Source organism: Amycolatopsis sp. NPDC043889, from assembly GCF_056435645.1.
This window is the reverse complement of the sequence record NZ_JBWKEC010000002.1, coordinates 48,204-66,236: the sequence shown is the minus strand read 5'-3', so window position 1 is coordinate 66,236 and position 18,033 is coordinate 48,204. Positions and strand designations below refer to the sequence as shown.

Genomic DNA, 18,033 nt, shown 5'->3' with positions numbered 1-18,033 from the left:
CGAAAGTGTCCCTTGTGGACACTCAGGGTGCAGCTGACTGCCGCCTCCCTGCCTTGACCCAGCGAAGGCCTTCACCGCAGAGGCTCGGTCACGCCACCTTCGACCTACCCCTCGATGGCAAGGTGTCAGTCGAGGCTTGAGTGGCCCACCGCTCACGCCTTGCCGCCGGGTGTGATGACGGTGCCTTCGGTGCCCCGCAGCATCGCGGCGGGTGAGTCGAGGGCGCCGATGGCGGCTGTGTTGCCGGTGAGTTCGACGAAACGGCAGGCGGCGTCGACCTTCGGGCCCATCGAACCGTCCGGGAAACCGCGGGACCGCAGCCGTGCCGGAGTGGTGTGGTGGATCGGAGTGGCGTGCGGGGTGCCGTAGTCGTCGATGACCGCGGGTACGTCGGTCAGCAGCAGTAGCGCGTCGGCGTCCAGGGCTTCGGCGAGCAGGGCGGCGGTCTGGTCCTTGTCGATGACGGCTTCGACACCCCGCAACCGTCCGGTGTGTTCGTCCCGTACCACGGGAACACCGCCCCCGCCGGCGCAGACCACGATCGTTCCGGCCTCGGCGAGCGCGCGGATCACCGGGGTCTCCACCACGCGTTGCGGTCTTGGCGAAGGAACGACCCTGCGCCAGGACGGGCCGTCCTGGCGGACAGTCCAGTCACGTTCGGCGGCCAGCGAGGCGGCCTGCTCCTCGGCGTAGACCGGGCCGACGAACTTGGTGGGATCGCCGAACGCGGGATCGGCGACGGAGACGAGCGTCTGCGTCATCAGCGTGGCGACCTGCTTACCGGGCACGACATTCCGCAGCGCCTGGCCGAGCAGGTAGCCGATCATGCCCTGGGTCTGCGCGCCGAGGACGTCGAGTGGGTACGGCCGGGTCAGGGCGGGGTCCGCCGCGCTTTCCAGGGCCAGCATCCCCACCTGGGGGCCGTTGCCGTGGGTGAGCACGACTTCGTGCTCGGTGGCGAGTTCCGCGAGGGCCTCGGCGGCGGCGAGCACGTTGACCTGCTGGAGGTCGGCGTCCGGCCGTTCACCGCGGCGCAGCAGGGCATTGCCGCCCAGCGCGACGAGAATCCGCATGGTCAGCTCCCCAGCGTGGCGACCAGGATCGCCTTGATGGTGTGCATCCGGTTCTCCGCCTGTTCGAACACCAGCGACGCCGGGGATTCGAAGACTTCGTCGGTGACCTCGACACCGTCCAGCCCGAATTCCTTGAACGCTTCGGCTCCCACCTCGGTCTCGCGGTCGTGCAGTGCGGGCAGGCAGTGCAGGAACCGGACGCCGGGATTGCCGGTGGCGCTGAGCGTCTTGGCCGTGACCTGATACGGCGCCAGCAGCTCGACCCGGGCGTGCCAGGTGCCGGCGGGTTCGCCCATGGACACCCAGACATCTGTGTAGACGAAGTCCGCGCCCGTCACGGCCTCCTCGACGTCGTCGGTGACGGTGATCCGGGCCCCGCTGGCCGCGCCTTCGGCCAGACAGGCCGCCAAGTGCTCCTCATCGGGCCAGAGCGCGCGGGGTCCGGCCAGCCGGACGTCCATGCCGAGTTTGGCACCCATCGCGAGCAGGGAACGGGCGACGTTGTTCCGGGTATCGCCGAGGTAGCAGAAAGCGATCTCCGGCAAGGGCTTCGTGCTGTGCTCGCGCATGGTGAACACGTCGCACAGTGATTGCGTGGGGTGGCTCGTCGCGGTGAGTCCATTGTAGACGGGTACGCCGGAGTGCCGGGCCAGTTCTTCGACGGTGGCCTGCTCGTGGCCGCGGTACTCGATCCCGTCGTACATGCGGCCGAGCACGCGAGCGGTGTCACGGGCGGATTCCTTGTGTCCCAAGTGGGCGTCCTGGGGGCCGAGGTAGGTCGTGGTCGCTTCTTCCTCGGCTGCGGCGACCTCGAACGCGCATCGGGTCCGGGTGGAGGCCTTCTCGAAGATGAGCGCCAAATGCTTGCCCACCAGCCGGTTCTGCGCGATTCCGGCGTAGGCCGCGGACTTGAGCTGGGCGGCGAGGTCGAGCAGGAAGACGAGTTCTTCCTTGGTGAAGTCGAGTTCGGTGAGGTAGCTGCGGTTGCGCAGGTTGAAGGCCATTTCGGATCCGTTCAGCTCGGGTCGCGGTCGATCGGGCAGGTCATGCAGCGCGGGCCGCCACGGCCGCGTCCCAGTTCGCTTCCGGCGATGGTGACGACTTCGATGCCGTGTTTGCGCAGCATGGTGTTGGTGGCGACGTTGCGTTCGTAGCCGAGGACGACCCCCGGTGCGACGGCGAGGTAGTTCGTACCGTCGTCCCATTGCTCCCGCTCGGCGGCCCGGATGTCCTCGTCGGTGCTGAGCAGGGTGACCTCGTGGACTTTCAGGACTTCGGCGATGGTGTGCCAGAGGCTGTCGTTGGCGTTCACGCTCAGCGTGGAGGGCTCTTCGCCCGCGGTGATGGTCCAGCTGCGGGCGCCGCGGTCGAAGTAGGGGTAGACCACGAAGGTGGCGCGGTCGACCATACTCATCACCGTGTCCAGATGCATCGTGGCGTGCGAGTGCGGAAGCTCCACGGCGACCACGGTGTGTGCCTGTCCGGACGAGAACAGCGCCTTGGCGAGGATCTCCACGGCCATGGGCGTGGTGCGCTCTCCCATGCCGATGAGGACGGCGCCCTCGCCGAGGACGTGCACGTCACCGCCTTCGATCGTGGCCGGCTGGTGGCTGACGTCGTCGTCACCGTAGTAGGTGTGGAAGCCGGCCCCGGCGAACATCGGATGGTGGCGGTAGATGGCCCGGGTGTGCAGGGATTCGCGTTGCCGGGCCGGTTTCGCCATCGGGTTGATCGAGACACCGCGGTACACCCAGCAGGAATCGTCACGCTGGAACAGGTGATTGGGCAACGGCGGGAGGACGAAGTCGTCGGCGGCGAGGGTGTCCCATCGGAGACTCCGCGCTCGCAGCGGGGAAAGGTCGGCTTTGAGGACTCCGCCCACCAGATACTCGGCCAGGTTCTCGCCGTCGAGGTCGTCGAACAGGGCCCGCAGCGGCGCGACCAGCGCCGGGCCGAGGATTTCGGGGGTGCACACCCGATCCAGCACGAACGTCCGGCCCTCGGGCAGCGCGAGCGTTTCCGCCAGCAACTGACCGTAGTAGTGCACGCGGACGCCCTTGTCCCGCAGGGCTTCGGCGAACGCGTCGTGCTCCTGTTTCGCCTGCTTGGCCCAGAGGACGTCGTCGAAGAGCAGATCGCCGATGTTGCGTGGGGTCAACCGGGTGAGCTCGAGTCCGGGACGGTGCACGATGGCCTGCCGCAACCGGCCGACCTCCGAATGAACGGCGAAAGTCATGACTGCTCCTGCGTATCGGACGGCGACGGGGAAGCGTTCTTGTCGCTTGCGCCGTTGTTCCCGTTCGGGGAGAGGAAATATGGGCTGTCCGCGGGGTAGCGGATAGGGGAGACGGGGGTTTCGCCGTACTCCTTGCGCTGGGATTTCATCCAGACGTAGACGGGAATACCGAGGAAGAAGGCGAACACTCCGTAGTACACCGCCTGGTAACCGCTGCCTGCCAGTGCCCAGAAGCTGAAGAGCAACGCGAAGGCGGTCACGACCAGATCGCGGATCAAATGCGGCCAGTTCAGCGCGCGACCCTGGACGATGAGCCAGTAGAGATGCGCGGCGGCGGAGTACAGGTAAGGGATCACCGCGGTGAACACACCCAGCAGCACCACGTTGGTGAATACGGACTGGAAGTTCCAGTAGCCGAAAGCCGTGAGCACCGACGCCAGCACGGTGGCGGCCACGATGCCGAAGACCGGGATCTCCTTCTTGCTCAGCTTGGCGAACTGGGTCGGGAACAGCCGGTCACGGGCGGCGGCCATCGGCATCTCGGCGCAGATCAACGTCCAGCCGTTCAGGCAGCCGAGCCCGGAGACGATCGCCACCACGGCCATGGCCTGCCCGGCCCAGCTCGCCCCGAAGATGGCGGTGGCCGAATCGGAGAACGGTGAAGTGGAGTCGACCAGCGCCTGCTGTCCGACCGTGCCGAACACCGTGACGGTCCCCAGGACGTAGACGACGGCGCAGACGAGGGTGCCGAGCACGGTCGCCCTGGACACGTTGCGCCGCGGGTCGCGGACGCGTCCGGCGGCCACCGAGGCGGTCTCCAGGCCGAGGTAACTGAACAGGGCGATCGCGGCCGCCGCGGAGACGGCGCCCACCCACGACAGTCCGCTGGGATTGAACGAACCGAGGTTTTCGGCCTTGACGAAGAACAAACCGATGGTCGCCATGAACACCAGCGGCACGAATTTGAGGATCGTGGTGACGATCTGGAACCACGCGAGGTTCCGGACGCCGGAGATGTTGATCGCGGCGGGCAGCCACAGACCGACCAGCGCGATGGCGATCGACCACCACGGGTTGTGATCCTTGTTGACGAACACTTCCACGTACCCGACCCAGGCGACCGCGATACCGGCGTTGCCCACCCAGGCGGTCAGCCAATAGGCCCAGGCGGTGACGAAGCCGCCGAAGTCACCGAAGGCGTCCCGTGCGTACAAGTACGGCCCGCCCGAGCCCGGCACGCGTTTGTTGAGCCAACCGAACACCGATCCCAGAGCCAAGGCGCCGATCGTGACCAAGGCGAAGGCCAGGAGACTCGACAAGCCGTACTGGGCCAAGGACGAGGGAAGGGCGAACACACCCGTTCCGATGATCGAACCGACCACCAGCGCCGTCGCGGCCGGCAAGCCGAACCGGTTCGAGAACTCCTTGCCGCCCGCCGGGGCCTCGGCGCCTGGCTCGGCTCCGTCGAGGTCTCCGGGTTGTTCCTGCTGTGCCATCGGTCTTTCCGATCTTCCGTCCGTAAGCCCACTTACCTGAGGCAAAGGTGGCGTGTGACGTCGAGTGCCCCCGTTTCCGCAGCCCCGCGGCAGGACCGTGTGTATTTCGCTGCGTTGGATGACACAAGCTCGGCACAGTCAGCCAGCCAAGGCCTCGGCGATCCGGATCGCCACTCACGGCGAACCCGGCCGATATGACACCTTCGCCTTTCCCTCCAATAGAGGATCTACGTCCGGCGCGGCAGTGCCATGGGGCTTAGGTCCGCGGTCGATGGGCCTAAGGGCCGGATCGGACGGTGGCATGCCGAAGGTCCCGGTTCGCAGGGGTCCACAGCCACTCCCGTGTGCTCCCTCAAGGAGAGAGGCTGGAAGCCAGGCGTCGACATTCGTTCCTGGATCGGCCCCTGACCGAGGAGAGAATCATGCGAGCACAGCCGGGAATCGCCACGGCGGTGTGGCGGCGGCTTCATGTCGGCCGGAACCCGCTTGCCCGGCCGTCGGATCGGCTGGAGGCCGCGCTGGTGATCGGTGTGGTCCTGGTCGCCCTGTTGGTGATCCCGTTCGCCGTGGCAGTGGGGTCCGAGGCCTACGACGCCGGGTTGCGGCGAGCGGGTGAGCAGGCCGCGAACCGGCACGAGTCGACTGCGATGCTGGTGGCCGACGCGCCGCCCGCGCAGGTCCGGTTCGATGGAGTGCCCGTCGAAGAGACGGTGAAGGCGCATGCTCGCTGGACGGTCCCCGGCGGGCCTGTCCGGGAGGGTGTGGTCACCGTGGACCCCGGCTTGACCACCGGCAACGAAATACGGATCTGGCTCGACGCGAAGGGTAACGCGGTCGAGGCGCCCGCGACGCCCGCTGACGTGGCCGGCCAGGGGGCCGGCGTCGGCGTCGCCTTCTGGATCGTGTGCGTGATGCTGCTTACGGGCTTCTTTCTCGCCGGTCGTTCGATGCTGGGTCGCCTGCGCGGTGCCGCGTGGGAGCGGGAATGGCGGCGGGTGTCGGAAACCTGGACCGCGGCGTGAGGGGAACGGAGTTGTCGCGTCGGCCCTCGTCCTGTTCTCTCCCCGAGCCCGAGCCGGATCATTCAAGACCGCGGTTCCCGGCGGGCAAGGAGAGCTGGCCCCGACCGCGCGCCGCCGAACACCGCACACGCGTTCCAGGTACCCTGGGGGGTACCTGAGGAGGTCGGTGTGGAGCTGAACCAAGATGTCGTCGCGGACGTGCGCAAGCGGCTGCGGCGGGCGCAAGGGCAGGTCGGTGGCCTGATCCAGATGATGGACGACGGACGAGACTGCCGGGAGGTCATCACCCAGCTCGCCGCGGTTTCCCGTGCGCTGGACCGGGCGGGTTTCCGGTTGATCGCCAGCGGGTTGGAGCAGTGCCTCGCCGATGACTCCGTGCAAGGGGCCGCCGATCGCGAGGAGCTCGAAAAGCTGTTCATGACCCTGGCCTGAGGGTCCGGGCCGGCCGCGGGCGGACTCGGCGCGACACCGAGACGCCCGCGTCGCGCCGAGTGGGACGAACCGCCGTCGTCGCCCGGGATTTCAGCGACGGCGGAACAGTCGCCACGGCTTCCGTGCGGGCTGCTCGGTGGCGCAGGAACAGCGCTGGGCTGCGGGCACATCGCCCAGTACCTGCTCGACGTGGTTGCCGCAGCCCCGATAGGACGGCTTTCCGCATTTCGGACAGACGATTCGCTGGCACATTCGGTGTTCCTCCAAGGGGCTCACGACAAGGCCTTTGCGGCCACTATACCCCCAGGGGTACCTGTGTACGCCTGCCGCGGTCCGGATGAGCCGTCGGCGGTGGAGTGGGGACCATGGTCTCTGGAGATGTGTCCTCGGTGCTGCGACGCTGTCTCGATGGGGCGAATCACCTTCTGTCGCAGTGCCTTTTAAGGTGTCCGGCGAAGTGCCGGCCGATGCGCTACACTGGAGGTTAGATACCCCCGGGGGTATAAGGAGGCTTTATGATCGAGATCATCGCCATCGACACTCCGAGCCTCGGAGACCGCAGTTACCTCGTCGAGGACGGCGAGACGGCGTTCGTGGTCGACCCGCAGCGCGACATCGACCGGGTGACGGACCTGGCGCAAGTGCGTGGGTTGCGGATCACGGACGTGTTCGAGACCCATATCCACAACGACTACGTGACCGGCGGGCTCGCTTTGGCCCGTGTGACCGGCGCGGCCTACCACGTGAACGCCGCGGACAAGGTGTCCTTCGAACGCGCGTCGATCGAGGACGGGGACGTGGTGGAAGTCGGGCCACACATGCGCGTACGGGCGCTGGCGACACCAGGGCACACCTTCACGCACCTGTCCTACGTGCTGGAGGCGCCTGGACGGGTCCCGGCGGTGTTCACCGGCGGTTCGCTGCTGTACGGCTCCACGGGCCGTCCCGACCTGCTCGGCCCCGCCCACACCGATGAGCTGGTGAAGCGGCAGTACGCGTCGGCTCATCGGCTGGCCGAGATCCTGCCGGATGACGCCGAGATCTACCCGACGCACGGTTTCGGCAGTTTCTGCTCGGCCACGCAGTCCGACGCGGATCGGTCGACGATCGGTCGGGAGAAGCGGATCAACCCGGTCCTGACGCAGCAGGAGCGCGACTACGTGGACAGCCTGCTCGCCGGGCTGGACGCCTACCCGGCTTACTACGCTCATATGGGACCGGCGAACAGCGCCGGCCCGGGCCTCCCCGACCTCGCCGCACCGAAGACCGCCGATCCGGCCGAGTTGCGTTCGCGCATCGAGGCAGGGGAGTGGGTAGTGGACCTGCGGTCGCGGACCGCGTTCGCGGCAGGGCACGTGGCAGGCACGCTGAACTTCGGTGCCGACGGCAATTTCGCCACCTATCTGGGGTGGCTGATCCCCTGGGGTACGCCGCTGTCCCTGCTCGGCGACACCGCGGAGCAGGTCGCCGGCGCGCAGCGCGAACTGGTCCGGATCGGAATCGATCGTGTCGAAGCCGCGGCCACCGGCACGCCCGAAGCGTGGTCGGGCGCCGCGCCGCTCGGGTCGTTCCACCGAGCGGATTTCGGTGAGCTGGCCATGGTCCGTCACCATCGGCCGGTGACCGTTCTCGATGTCCGGCGCAACCTGGAATGGGCGCGGAACCACATCGACGGTGCCGTGCACATCCCGCTGCACGACCTGCTGGGTCGTCTCGGTGAGGTGCCTTCCGGAGAGGTGTGGGTGCATTGTCAGGCCGGCTACCGCGCGTCGATCGCGGCCTCCGTCCTCGCCGCGGCCGGGCGCCGGGTCGTCGCGGTGGATGACGAGTTCGACCGGGCGGCCCTGGCAGGGCTTGCCATGGCCACCGGCTGAGGCGGCCACCATGATGATCCTGGCGGCGGCGTTCGGCCTGATCATCGGCGCCGCCCTGGGCCTGCTCGGCGCGGGCGGCTCCATCCTCGCCATCCCCGCACTGGTCTATGGGGTCGGCCTCCCGCTGTCCGCGGCGATCCCGACGTCGTTGCTGGTCGTCACGGTGTCCGCGGCCGGGGGCTTGGTGGGGCGGTGGCGGTCGAAGGTGATCCGCTGGCCGGTGGCGCTGGTCTTCGCCACTGCCAGTGTCCCGGCCGCGTTCGCCGGCACCGCGCTGGGGAAACTGCTGCCCGACCGCTGGCTGCTGGTCGCGTTCGCCGTGCTCATGGCGGTGGTAGCGGTACGGATGCTCACCGCCGCGTCGGAGCGCGACGGCGCCTGCCGGACCAGTGCGGGCGGGGTGAACTGGCGAAGTTGCGTGCCCAAGGCCCTCGCCGTCGGCGCGGTCGTCGGGGTGCTGACCGGATTGTTCGGGGTCGGCGGCGGATTCGTCATCGTCCCCGCCCTGACCATGCTGCTCGGCCTCACCGCGCCGGAAGCGGTCGCGACCTCACTGGTCGTCATCGTGCTCACCTCACTGGGCGGGCTGGCCGCCCACGCCACCACGATGCCGGATCTGCCCTACGACATCGTCGCGGTATTCGCCGCGGTGGCCCTCTTGGCGTCATTGGTGGCCGGGAAGGTCGGCGACCGGCTCCCGGAGCGGACCGTCCGGCGGACGTTCGCCTACGTGATCCTCGTGGTCGCCGCCGGAGTCGCGGCCGCGGCCGTGTTCGCCCCAGCCGCCCTGCGCGGCGGCTGAACCGCCCATCCATCGAGAAAGGAAATGATCACCGTGAAATACGACCTGAGCCTCACCCTGGACCTGCCCTACGAGAAAGCCGTCGCCGAAGTGCGAGCGGCGCTGAAAGATCAGGGATTCGGCGTACTGACCGAGATCGACGTCCAGGCCACGATGCGCGACAAGCTTGACGCCGACATGGAACCGTACGTGATCCTCGGCGCCTGCAACCCGCCGCTGGCACATCGTGCGCTGGAGGTCGACCGCATGATCGGGCTGTTGCTGCCCTGCAACGTCGTGGTCCGCGCCGACGGTGACGAACGCAGCCTGGTCCAGGCACTCGACCCGCGCGTCATGATCGAAGTGCCGGAACGCGAAGAACTCCGCCCGGTCGCCGAGGAAGCGGGCAAGCGCATCCGGGCGGCTCTGGACGCCCTCGCGGCGTCCTGACGGAAGACTCGCGGTTCACGTCACCGGTCGCCTGACCGCGGTGCTCTCAGCGTGCCCGCGCGAGGAGGAACTCGGTCGTGGAGTCCATCGTGGCCAGCTTGCCGTAGTCACTCTCCTCGATCCGCCTGCCGAGAGTGCCGGAAAGCCGCTCCACGAAGGTCAGGAAGTCGAGCGAGTCGAGTTCGAGTGCTTCACGAAGGCTTTCGCCGGGGTCGAGGGATTCGAGATCGGCCTCGGTGGCGAATCCTCGGAGCGCGGAACGGATCGCCGCGTGTGCCCGGTCTTGGGTGAGTGGCTGGGTCATAGCTCCTCCGGTTTCTGCAGCAAGGCTGTGACGGTCTTGAGGAAGCGGGCGCCGGTGGCGCCGTCGGTCGCGCGGTGGTCACCGGCGAGTGTCGCGGTGACGAGCGGCCGGATGCCGATGAGGTCGCCCACCGCGCAGGGCCGCGGGGTGATCGCGCCGAAGCCGACGAGCGCCACCTGCGGAGGGTGGATGACGCCGTGTACCGCTTCGACCCCGTTGTCGCCGAGATCGGTCACCGTGAGGGTGGCGGTCGTCAGCTCCCGGCCGCGCAGGGAGCCGGACCGGGTCCTTGACACGAGATCGCGGAGCCGTCGCATCGTCTCCGGCAGGGAAAGCCGGTCGGCGTCGGCGATCGCGGGGGCGATGAGCCCGCCACCCCGAAGCGCCACGGCGACACCAAGGTGCACTTCGGCCGACGGACGGAAAGCGCCGTCCTTCCAGTGACCGTTGAGTTCGGGAACCTTGACGGCGGCGAGCGCGGTGGCCTTGATCAGCAGGGCCGCCGGAACGACCCGTTCGGTGACCGGTACCGCGAGGTTGTATTCACGCAGCCAGTCGGTCGCGGCCTTCAGATCGATCGTCGCGGAGAGGTAGTAGTGCGGGATCTCGCGTTTGGAGCGGGCCATCAGGGCGGCGATCGTCTGCCGTAGTGCCACCGGATCGGCGATGTGCCGCGGTGGTTCGGCCGACGGTGTCGTGGACGCCGGTGTGATGGCGGGAAGGTCGCGCGCACGCAGGGCGCCGTCGGCGGAGCCGGGTTCGAGTGAACTCAGGTCGACACCACGTTCCCTGGCGAGCCGCCGGGCGTAAGGCGATATCTTGAGCCGCCTGCCGCCGATCTCGATCGCGCGGCGGTCCGGGCGGGCACGTTCGACGTCGGCGTGCGTGATGCGGCCGTCACGGCCGGTTCCCCGCACCGTCTCCAGATCGACACCGACCTGTGCGGCGAAGGATCGCGCCGGTGGGCTCGCCAGCTCGATCGTGGACCTTCGCGGCTGCTCCGGTATCGCGGGAACAGGCCGTTCGGGCACCGGGGCGGTCGGCGGTTCCGGTTCGATCCCGGCTTCGGCGGAGCCGATCCGGGCCAGAGGGGTGCCGACCGCCACCGAGGTACCGGGTGGAACCAGGATCTCTTCCACCGTGCCGGAGGTGAAGCACTCCACCTCGATCGCGGCCTTGGCGGTGTCGACCACCGCGACGATGTCGCCACGGTGCACCTTTGCTCCCGGGGCCACCAGCCATTCGAGGATGGTTCCGGAATCCATGTCCGCACCGAGAGAAGGCATCAGGAAGTCGGCCATCTCAGCCCACCGCTCGCTTCGCCGCCGCCACGATGTCCACGGGCCGGGGGAGGGCCGCCTCCTCTAGCTGTTCGGCATAGGGGATCGGTACTTCGGCCGTGCAGACCCGCTCGATCGGCGTGTCCAGCTCGTAGAGCGCCTTCTCGGCGACCCGGGCGGCGATCTCCGCGGAGAGACTGCCGCTGCGCCAGCCTTCGTCGACGATCACCAGCCGATGGGTCCGGGTGACCGAGGCGAGGATGGCTGCTTCGTCGAGCGGGCGGAGGACGCGAAGGTCGATGACTTCGGCGTCGATTCCCTGCGCGGCGAGATCGTCCGCGGCGGCCAGCGCGGTGCGCAAGGTGCCTCCGTACGCGGTGATCGTCAGGTCTTTGCCGCTGCGCCGGATCGCCGCGCGCTCGATGTCCACCGCGCCCGCGTCGTCGGCCAGTTCCTCCGAGACGTTGTACAGAGAGCCGTGTTCGAACAGCAGGACCGGATCTGGGTCGCGCAGTGCGGTGAGCAGCATTCCCCGCGCGTCCTCCAGTGTCGAGGGTGTGATCACCTTGAGGCCGGGGATGTGCGCGTACCAGCCTTCGAGGCTGTGCGAATGCTGGGCCGCGAGCTGCCGCCCGGCGCCGGTCGTCATCCGGATCACGAGCGGCACGTTGAGCGCGCCACCGGACATGTGCAGCAGGGTGGCGGCGTTGTTCATGATCTGGTCCAGGGCGAGCAGGCTGAAGTTGACCGTCATGATCTCGACGATCGGCCGCAGGCCGCCGAGCGCCGCCCCGATCCCGGCGCCGACGAAGGCCGACTCGGACAACGGCGTGTCACGGATCCGGTCGGGGCCGAATTCCTCCAGCAGCCCGAGGCTCACCCCGAAGCAACCGCCGTACCGGCCGACGTCCTCGCCCATCATGAAGACCCGATCGTCTTCTTCGAGTGCCTCGCGGAGTCCCTGACGCAGAGCCTCGCGGTACGTCGTCTTCGTCATGATCGCTCCGAGTAAACGAATCGAGTCAGGTCTTCCACGGGCTCGAGCGGGCCGGCTTCGGCGGCCGCGATCGCGTCCCGGATCTCCTTGTCCACTTCGGACTCGATCGTCGCGATCTCCCGGTCGCCAAGTTCGCCTTCGTCCCGCATGAGCGTGCTCATCCGCTCGATCGGGTCGCGTCGTTTCCATTCCTGGACCTCGGATTTGTCCCGATACCGTTCCGGGTCGTACATCGAATGGGCCCGGAAGCGATAGGTGCGCAGTTCGAGGAAGCAGGGCCCGGAACCGGCTCGGATGCTTTGCAGCGCGCGCTCGGCCGCCTCGGTGACCGCGACCGCGTCCATCCCGTCGACCGCCCAGGAGGACAGGCCGTAGGACGCCGCCCTGGTGGCGAGATCGGTCTCCGCCTGCGCGCGTTCGATCGCCGTGCCCATCGCGTACAGGTTGTTCTCACAGCAGAACAGCACCGGAAGCCGCCAGAGTGCGGCCAGGTTGAGACATTCGTGGAACTCGCCTTCCGCCACGGCGCCGTCGCCGAACAGGCATACGGTGGCCTGCGGCCTGCCGCGCATCCGGTCGGCGAGCGCGAGTCCCACGGCCACCGGCAACCCGCCGGCGACGATCGCGTTGCCGCCGTAGAACCGGTGCCCGGCGTCGAACAGGTGCATCGATCCACCCCGCCCACGGCTGCATCCGTTGGTGCGCCCGTACATCTCGGCCAGCACCGCCTCCATCGGGATACCTCTCGCCAGTGCGTGACCGTGTTCCCGGTAGGTGGACACGACCGGGTCATCGGGGCCGGCGGCGTGCATGATGCCGGCGGCGACAGCCTCCTCGCCGATACAGAGATGCATGAATCCGCGGATCGCGGCCGCGCTGTACAGCTCGACGCACCGTTCTTCGAACATCCGGATCCGGATCATCTGACGGAGCAGCTCGTGCCGTTGTTTCGCCCGTGGCGTCCGTACCGCCCGCGGCCCGTTCATCACACACCCTCCAAAGTGGACACGTCACCCTCCGGGAGACCGAGTTCGCGTGCCTTGATCAGGCGGCGCATGACCTTGCCGCTCCGGGTATGCGGAAGTCGCTGGTCGAAGACGATCGCCTTGGGCGCCACGGCACCGAGTGCCTTGTGGCCGAACGCGAGCAGTTCGAGGCGGAGGTCCTCGGTGGGTTCATGGCCCGGTTTGAGGGAGACGTAGGCCTTGACCAGCTCGCCCGCCACCGGATCGGGTGTTCCGATCACCCCGGCTTCGGCCACCGCGGGGTGGGCCAGCAGCGCGCTCTCCACCTCGAAGGGGCCGACGAGGTGCCCGGCCGATTTGATGACGTCGTCGGCCCGGCCCACGAACCAGTAGTAGCCGTCCGCGTCCCGGCGGGCGACATCACCGGTGAGATACCAGCCGTCCGCGAACGCCTTGCCGTAACGGGCGGGATCGCCCCAGTACGAGCGGAACATCGACGGCCACCCAGGGCGGAGAGCGAGCTCCCCGTCGACTCCCGGCTCTGTGATCTCGCGGACGTGCCCGCCGGTCACTTCCGCCCGCCCGTCGTCCCCACGTTCGAGCAGGCCCGCGTCGATCCCCGGCAACGGCCTGCCCATCGACCCCGGCCGGATCTCCTCGCTCGCGAAATTGGCGATCATGATCGCGCCGGTCTCGGTCTGCCACCAGTTGTCATGTACCGGCAGGTTCAGCGCTTCCTGGCCCCACACCACGACTTCCGGATTGAGTGGCTCCCCGACGCTCGCGATGAACCGCAACGCGGAAAGATCGAAGCCGCCGGCGAGCGCGCCGCCTTCGCGCATCAGCATCCGCAGCGCGGTCGGAGCGGTGTACCAGTTGGTGACGTGCTGCGAGGCGAGAACGTGATACCAGCGGCGTGCGTCGAATTCGCCTTCGTCGCTGATGATCGTGGCACCGAGGGTCAACGGAGCGATGACGCCGTAGGACATGCCGGTGACCCATCCCGGGTCGGCGGTGCACCAGAAGATGTCGTCGTCGCGAAGATCGAGCGCGTATCGCGCGGTGACGTGGTGAGCGAGTACGGCCGCGTGCACGTGCAAGGCACCCTTCGGGGTACCGGTGGTACCGCTCGTGAAATGCAGCAGGGCCGGATCTTCCGGCGCCGTGGCGCCGATCTCGTAGGTGGCACTCTGCGCCGCCATGGCCGGTTCGAGTGCGGTGGTGTCCGGTTCGGCGTCCCTTCCGGTGAGCAGCACGTGGCGCAGGGACGGGAGTTCGGCGCGCAACCGCCGGATCTTCCGGCGGTACAGCGCCGGCGAGGTCACCAGCACGGCACCCTCGCCCAGTCGCAGCCGCTGCCGGACGGGTTCTGGACCGAAAGCGGAGAACAGCGGCGACAGGACGCAACCCGCTTTGAGCGCTCCCAAGGTCGCGACGTAGAGGTCCGGGACACGGCCGAGGAGCGTGAAGACCCGTACGCCCCGGCGCACACCGAGTCCGGCCAGGAGATTGGCGAACCGGTTCGTGCGTTCGGCGAGTTCGGCGTAGGTGAGGTCGTGGACTCTGTCGTCTCGATCCAGCCAGCGCAGGGCCGTCTTTCCGGCCATCGGCCCGGTGGCGTGCCGGTCGACCGCTTCGTACGCGATGTTCAGCCCCAGCCCGTCCGGAAGTCCGGAAAGGAGGGTTCCGGCGTCCTGCCACGAGAATTCCGCGCAGGTGCGCTCGTATCCGTCGAGGTTCGCCGCAGCGGTCGTTTTCGTGATGGGTGCCCATTTCATGACGGCCTCCGGAGGTGTTCATCGCGTCGTCCCGCAAGCGCTCCAAGCCACCTCGGGCAAGCTTCGACTTTCGTTGAGCGTCGCCGAGAAGCGAGCCCGCGACGAGGGTCGTAGGTCCCTCTCAGCCGGCCTTTTCGGCCTCGGCGCCGCCCACGGCAGGTGAGCTTTGCCTTATCCCTCAATGGTCCCGGGTGCGCGCCAGATCGCGGCGTGCCATTCACCGTTCGCGGTGTAGCCGTTGCCGATCACGGTGCCTCGATCGTTGATCGCGATGGCCTCGCTCGGCAGACTGCTACCCGGCAGGGTGCCGAGGTCGGTGATCCGGCCGGCGGCGTCCCATCTGACGGCATGGCCGCGGCCGTCGGCAAGGTGCGCGCTTCCTGCCACGGTGCCCCATCGGTTGATCGCCACGGCGCTGCTCGATCCGCCGAAAGCGGTCAGTTCCCTGACGGTCCCGGCCCGGTCCCATCGGATGGCACGGGTCTGTTGATCGGCGCGGTCGGCGCTTCCGACGACGGCGCCCGCGTCATTGATGCCGCTCACCCGGCTGCGCACGCCACCCGGCGGAGGAAGCAGCTCGGTGACGTGGCCACGACTGTCCCACCGGCGAGCGTATGGACCGGAATCCGCGTGGTAGGCATTCCCGGCACTCACCCCGTTTTCGTTGACACACAACGGAGTTCCGGTGGTGTCTCCGGGTGAAAGCGCCAGCGCGATGGTGCCGTTTCGGCTCCAGCGCACCGGACGGGTGTTCGCCGGGTCCGTATAGGAGGCGCCGACCACGACACCTTTGTCGTTGACGGCCGCCGAGTTGGCCTGAGAGTCGCCTGGGAGCGGGCCGAGATCCGTGATCCGACCGCTCCGGTCCCACATCACCGCGCGGTAGCGCCGGTCGGCGAGCCGGACACCCCCGATGACGGCGCCCTGGTCGTTGATCCCGCCCGCCCAGCTGCTGATCCCGCCCGGGAGCGTTCCGAGATCGGCCATCCGTCCGCCGGGTTCCCAGCGCACGGCGTGGCTGTCGTCGAGGTCCGCGGTATAGGAGAAACCGACGACCGTGCCGCGTTCGTTGATCGCGTTCGCCACGCTGCGGGTGGTACCGGGCAGGACGCCGAGGTCACTGATCCGGCCGCGGGAATCCCAGCGCACGGCCCGCGACGTCGCCAACACCGCGCTGTGGGAAGTCCCCGCGACCTCTCCACGGTCGTTCAAAGCCACCGTTTCGCTGTAGACGTGTCCTGGCAGGGTGCCCAGATCGACCGCGCGGGGCGCGTGGCCCAGGGTGACGGCACTCGCCTCGGCCGTCGCCATGCCCAAGACGATCAGCAGGCACAACCCTGTCGTAGTCCATTTCCAGGACGGGCGGCGGTTCATTCCGGACATCGAAGCGTCCTTCCTCTCGAAGACTTGCTTTGGTCAGGAACCTGACTCGGCCCTTGTTGAGGAGAGTTCGAACGTGTCGTCTTCGCAGGCGATGGTCGTGAGTGGCGGTTCGGGTTAGCGCCAAGGGTGTCTTGGGTACCCACCGCGGCGCGCGGGTGGCGGCTTCGCGTGTCGTCCATTCAATGCCGATTCGGGTTCGAGCCCGAATCGCCACTCACGACCACCCGCACCGATCCAGCCACGTTTGCCTTACTCTCGATATCCGATGACGTCCGGCGCGGAATCTTCGTCGAGAAGGTCGCTCGGCTCGGGTTCGAGGATGTCGCCGGCACGGTGGCGGGTGGTCAGATCGTCGACCTCACAGGTCACGCCGTCGAGCTCCTGCCACCGCTCGACCACGGCCGCCGCCTCCTCGTCCGACTCGCAGAGCTCGCGGTGCAGAAGCCTGCCGTCCTGATGGACGCGGACCTCGATGGTGAGGCCGTCTCGGAAGTCGTGATGCCAGATCTCAGTCATACCCCCACGATGAAGTAGCCGGACCACGGTGAGCCAGTGACCTATGACCCCGAGTCGAGGGCCGTTGGGACGCCCGAGCCTTCAGGGGCGTCCGGTGTCTCCGAGAGACGCGCGTGCAGCCGTTCGCGGACCTCGTCCGGGGTGTAGGCGCGCCGCCGCCGCTCCTCGCGCACGATCACCGCTCCGGTGGCGGCGACGCCGGCCAGTCCGGCCAGACCCACTACCTTCCACCAGCGCATCTACCTAGACTACCGCTGTGCCGGGAAAAGAGCTCGATCTCGACGAGGCCGTCGCCGTCGCACGCACGGGCGATCTGTGGCTCTTCCGAGGCCGGGCCGCGGCCGATCGCACCATCCGGATGGTGACGAACAGCCCGGTCAACCACGTCGGCATGGCGGTGGTGATCGAAGACCTTCCGCCGCTGTTGTGGCACGCGGAGCTGGGGCGTTCGTTACCGGATGTCTGGACGGGGGCTCGCCAGCGCGGCGCCCAACTGCACGACCTCCGCCAAGCCGTGCTCGTGTGGACCGAGCAGTACCACCAGCAGGTCTGGCTGCGCCAGCTCGATCCTCCTGTCGGCGACAAGGAGGAAGATGCCGCTCTGCGCACCATCGCCAAGCTGGACGGTACGCCGTTCCCGTCGACGGCCCGCCTCGCCGCCCGCTGGCTGGGCGGCCGGCTTCCGTTCAAGAAGCGCGACACCGGAGACGCCGCGCTGGAGACCGCTTACTGCGCTGAGATAGTCGCGATCACTTATGACGCGATGGGCCTGCTGCCTCACGGGCACCGGCCGAGTTGGTACGACGCCGGGCGGTTCTGGAGTGGCGACAGGCTCAGGCTGGCCGAGGGCGCCGAATTGGGCGGCGAGATCGCCGTACGCACCCCTGCTGCCTCCGTCTCATCGGGTCCTCTGATTCCCGGCCGCGGTCACCTGCCCGGCACGGCGAGGCGGATGACCGGCCGCGGAAGATGATCGAGAAGGCCCAACGGTCGCGGATCAGGTTCGCGCTGACGTTCGCCGTGCGCGTCAGCCGGAAGGCGAGGCGGTGAGCACGAAATCTCTATCCGTCCTGTGCCGGCATCGGCCTGAGTGGCGCTCGGAGATCACTCGGGAACAGCGCCATCGTGATGCCCGTCTGGTGGCGAAAGACGGCGAGGTCCCCTATCCGCGGCGGGCCGGTCAGGCGAGCTTTGGTGGTGGCCGGTCTCCCTATAGCGGGGTAAGTCAAAGGTGGCGTGCCGGAGTTGGCGGCAGGAGCGGACTCGCCGAAGAGACACCTTCCCGACTGTCCATAAGGGACAGTTTCTGCGGGTGTCAGTGTCCGAGTTAAGCGATTCGTGCAGTTTGACGAGGGGTCGTGAGTGGCAAAGAGGGTTATTGAGGGGTGAGGCAAACGTGTCGGGTGCGGTGGGCGGTCCGCTCATGGCCGCCTTCGACACACGCCC

19 protein-coding genes are annotated in these 18,033 nt (G+C 68.2%); 6 read left to right on the top strand and 13 right to left on the bottom strand.

Annotated elements, in window-relative coordinates; all coding sequences use genetic code 11:
• Nucleotides 1-152 precede the first annotated feature (152 nt).
• The 4 genes from AC0685_RS05860 to AC0685_RS05845 are packed head-to-tail and all read right to left on the bottom strand — an operon-like array spanning nt 153 to nt 4,805.
• The gene (locus AC0685_RS05860; RefSeq protein WP_478224528.1) at nt 153-1,073 is read right to left on the bottom strand and encodes a carbamate kinase; all 921 of its coding nucleotides are present in this window, start codon (nt 1,071-1,073) and stop codon (nt 153-155) included.
• A 2-nt stretch (nt 1,074-1,075) separates the two neighbouring features.
• Nucleotides 1,076-2,077, bottom strand: a complete 1,002-nt coding sequence (gene argF / locus AC0685_RS05855) for an ornithine carbamoyltransferase (RefSeq protein WP_478224527.1) — start codon at nt 2,075-2,077, stop codon at nt 1,076-1,078.
• Between the two features lie 11 nt (nt 2,078-2,088).
• Nucleotides 2,089-3,309, bottom strand: coding sequence for an arginine deiminase (locus AC0685_RS05850; RefSeq protein WP_478224526.1), 1,221 nt, complete (start codon nt 3,307-3,309; stop codon nt 2,089-2,091).
• A complete protein-coding gene (locus AC0685_RS05845; protein ID WP_478224525.1) occupies nt 3,306-4,805 on the bottom strand; it encodes an APC family permease in 1,500 nt (499 codons plus the stop codon). Before AC0685_RS05845 ends, AC0685_RS05850 begins: the two co-directional genes overlap by 4 nt.
• A 422-nt stretch (nt 4,806-5,227) precedes the next feature.
• Here AC0685_RS05845 and AC0685_RS05840 point away from each other — a divergent pair, with 422 nt between their 5' ends.
• Both AC0685_RS05840 and AC0685_RS05835 read left to right on the top strand, forming a co-directional pair.
• Nucleotides 5,228-5,827, top strand: coding sequence for an Rv1733c family protein (locus tag AC0685_RS05840; RefSeq protein WP_478224524.1), 600 nt, complete (start codon nt 5,228-5,230; stop codon nt 5,825-5,827).
• 168 nt (nt 5,828-5,995) lie between these two features.
• Nucleotides 5,996-6,259 (top strand): metal-sensitive transcriptional regulator, encoded by a 264-nt coding sequence (locus tag AC0685_RS05835; RefSeq protein ID WP_340681391.1) that lies wholly within the window; start codon nt 5,996-5,998, stop codon nt 6,257-6,259.
• A 90-nt stretch (nt 6,260-6,349) separates the two neighbouring features.
• Here the strand turns inward: AC0685_RS05835 and AC0685_RS05830 are convergent, their stop codons facing one another.
• Entirely contained in the window at nt 6,350-6,511 is a 162-nt protein-coding gene (locus AC0685_RS05830) for a hypothetical protein (RefSeq protein ID WP_478224523.1), read from the bottom strand.
• 263 nt (nt 6,512-6,774) lie between these two features.
• Between AC0685_RS05830 and AC0685_RS05825 the strand changes: the two genes are divergently transcribed.
• The 3 genes from AC0685_RS05825 to AC0685_RS05815 are packed head-to-tail and all read left to right on the top strand — an operon-like array spanning nt 6,775 to nt 9,364.
• Entirely contained in the window at nt 6,775-8,133 is a 1,359-nt protein-coding gene (locus AC0685_RS05825) for an MBL fold metallo-hydrolase (RefSeq protein WP_478224522.1), read from the top strand.
• A 10-nt stretch (nt 8,134-8,143) separates the two neighbouring features.
• A complete protein-coding gene (locus tag AC0685_RS05820) occupies nt 8,144-8,935 on the top strand; it encodes a sulfite exporter TauE/SafE family protein (protein ID WP_478224521.1) in 792 nt (263 codons plus the stop codon).
• A 24-nt stretch (nt 8,936-8,959) separates the two neighbouring features.
• Nucleotides 8,960-9,364, top strand: a complete 405-nt coding sequence (locus AC0685_RS05815; protein ID WP_478224520.1) for a DUF302 domain-containing protein — start codon at nt 8,960-8,962, stop codon at nt 9,362-9,364.
• A 46-nt stretch (nt 9,365-9,410) separates the two neighbouring features.
• Here AC0685_RS05815 and AC0685_RS05810 read toward each other — a convergent pair whose 3' ends face one another.
• The 8 genes from AC0685_RS05810 to AC0685_RS05775 form a co-directional block, all read right to left on the bottom strand.
• Nucleotides 9,411-9,668, bottom strand: coding sequence for an acyl carrier protein (locus AC0685_RS05810; protein ID WP_478224519.1), 258 nt, complete (start codon nt 9,666-9,668; stop codon nt 9,411-9,413).
• On the bottom strand, nt 9,665-10,954 hold the full coding sequence (locus AC0685_RS05805) for a 2-oxo acid dehydrogenase subunit E2 (RefSeq protein WP_478224890.1): 1,290 nt from the start codon (nt 10,952-10,954) through the stop codon (nt 9,665-9,667). Before AC0685_RS05805 ends, AC0685_RS05810 begins: the two co-directional genes overlap by 4 nt.
• Before the next feature lie 16 nt (nt 10,955-10,970).
• Nucleotides 10,971-11,945: an alpha-ketoacid dehydrogenase subunit beta gene (locus tag AC0685_RS05800; protein ID WP_478224518.1), complete on the bottom strand. Its 975-nt coding sequence runs from the start codon at nt 11,943-11,945 to the stop codon at nt 10,971-10,973.
• Nucleotides 11,942-12,931, bottom strand: a complete 990-nt coding sequence (gene pdhA / locus AC0685_RS05795; protein ID WP_478224517.1) for a pyruvate dehydrogenase (acetyl-transferring) E1 component subunit alpha — start codon at nt 12,929-12,931, stop codon at nt 11,942-11,944. Before pdhA ends, AC0685_RS05800 begins: the two co-directional genes overlap by 4 nt.
• Nucleotides 12,931-14,688 carry an acetate--CoA ligase gene (gene acsA / locus AC0685_RS05790; protein WP_478224516.1) on the bottom strand — a complete coding sequence of 586 codons (1,758 nt, stop codon included), beginning with the start codon at nt 14,686-14,688 and terminating at the stop codon, nt 12,931-12,933. The genes pdhA and acsA overlap by 1 nt, the downstream gene beginning before the upstream one ends.
• A gap of 171 nt (nt 14,689-14,859) precedes the next feature.
• Nucleotides 14,860-16,071, bottom strand: a complete 1,212-nt coding sequence (locus tag AC0685_RS05785) for a hypothetical protein (protein ID WP_478224515.1) — start codon at nt 16,069-16,071, stop codon at nt 14,860-14,862.
• Between the two features lie 249 nt (nt 16,072-16,320).
• Nucleotides 16,321-16,587, bottom strand: coding sequence for a hypothetical protein (locus tag AC0685_RS05780; protein ID WP_478224514.1), 267 nt, complete (start codon nt 16,585-16,587; stop codon nt 16,321-16,323).
• A gap of 41 nt (nt 16,588-16,628) precedes the next feature.
• Nucleotides 16,629-16,826, bottom strand: a complete 198-nt coding sequence (locus AC0685_RS05775; RefSeq protein ID WP_340681402.1) for a hypothetical protein — start codon at nt 16,824-16,826, stop codon at nt 16,629-16,631.
• A gap of 17 nt (nt 16,827-16,843) precedes the next feature.
• Between AC0685_RS05775 and AC0685_RS05770 the strand changes: the two genes are divergently transcribed.
• Nucleotides 16,844-17,560: a hypothetical protein gene (locus AC0685_RS05770; RefSeq protein ID WP_478224513.1), complete on the top strand. Its 717-nt coding sequence runs from the start codon at nt 16,844-16,846 to the stop codon at nt 17,558-17,560.
• Nucleotides 17,561-18,033: the final 473 nt, after the last annotated feature.

What these genes read in the sequence shown, in the direction of transcription:
- AC0685_RS05805 (WP_478224890.1), bottom strand. Translation starts at nt 10,954, where the DNA reads ATGCCTTCTCTCGGTGCGGACATGGATTCCGGAACCATCCTCGAATGG.
- AC0685_RS05785 (WP_478224515.1), bottom strand. Translation starts at nt 16,071, where the DNA reads ATGTCCGGAATGAACCGCCGCCCGTCCTGGAAATGGACTACGACAGGG.
- acsA (WP_478224516.1), bottom strand. Translation starts at nt 14,688, where the DNA reads ATGAAATGGGCACCCATCACGAAAACGACCGCTGCGGCGAACCTCGAC.
- AC0685_RS05815 (WP_478224520.1), top strand. Translation starts at nt 8,960, where the DNA reads ATGATCACCGTGAAATACGACCTGAGCCTCACCCTGGACCTGCCCTAC.
- AC0685_RS05825 (WP_478224522.1), top strand. Translation starts at nt 6,775, where the DNA reads ATGATCGAGATCATCGCCATCGACACTCCGAGCCTCGGAGACCGCAGT.
- AC0685_RS05830 (WP_478224523.1), bottom strand. Translation starts at nt 6,511, where the DNA reads ATGTGCCAGCGAATCGTCTGTCCGAAATGCGGAAAGCCGTCCTATCGG.
- AC0685_RS05780 (WP_478224514.1), bottom strand. Translation starts at nt 16,587, where the DNA reads ATGACTGAGATCTGGCATCACGACTTCCGAGACGGCCTCACCATCGAG.
- AC0685_RS05845 (WP_478224525.1), bottom strand. Translation starts at nt 4,805, where the DNA reads ATGGCACAGCAGGAACAACCCGGAGACCTCGACGGAGCCGAGCCAGGC.
- AC0685_RS05820 (WP_478224521.1), top strand. Translation starts at nt 8,144, where the DNA reads ATGATGATCCTGGCGGCGGCGTTCGGCCTGATCATCGGCGCCGCCCTG.
- AC0685_RS05860 (WP_478224528.1), bottom strand. Translation starts at nt 1,073, where the DNA reads ATGCGGATTCTCGTCGCGCTGGGCGGCAATGCCCTGCTGCGCCGCGGT.
- AC0685_RS05810 (WP_478224519.1), bottom strand. Translation starts at nt 9,668, where the DNA reads ATGACCCAGCCACTCACCCAAGACCGGGCACACGCGGCGATCCGTTCC.
- argF (WP_478224527.1), bottom strand. Translation starts at nt 2,077, where the DNA reads ATGGCCTTCAACCTGCGCAACCGCAGCTACCTCACCGAACTCGACTTC.
- pdhA (WP_478224517.1), bottom strand. Translation starts at nt 12,931, where the DNA reads ATGAACGGGCCGCGGGCGGTACGGACGCCACGGGCGAAACAACGGCAC.
- AC0685_RS05840 (WP_478224524.1), top strand. Translation starts at nt 5,228, where the DNA reads ATGCGAGCACAGCCGGGAATCGCCACGGCGGTGTGGCGGCGGCTTCAT.
- AC0685_RS05800 (WP_478224518.1), bottom strand. Translation starts at nt 11,945, where the DNA reads ATGACGAAGACGACGTACCGCGAGGCTCTGCGTCAGGGACTCCGCGAG.
- AC0685_RS05775 (WP_340681402.1), bottom strand. Translation starts at nt 16,826, where the DNA reads ATGCGCTGGTGGAAGGTAGTGGGTCTGGCCGGACTGGCCGGCGTCGCC.
- AC0685_RS05850 (WP_478224526.1), bottom strand. Translation starts at nt 3,309, where the DNA reads ATGACTTTCGCCGTTCATTCGGAGGTCGGCCGGTTGCGGCAGGCCATC.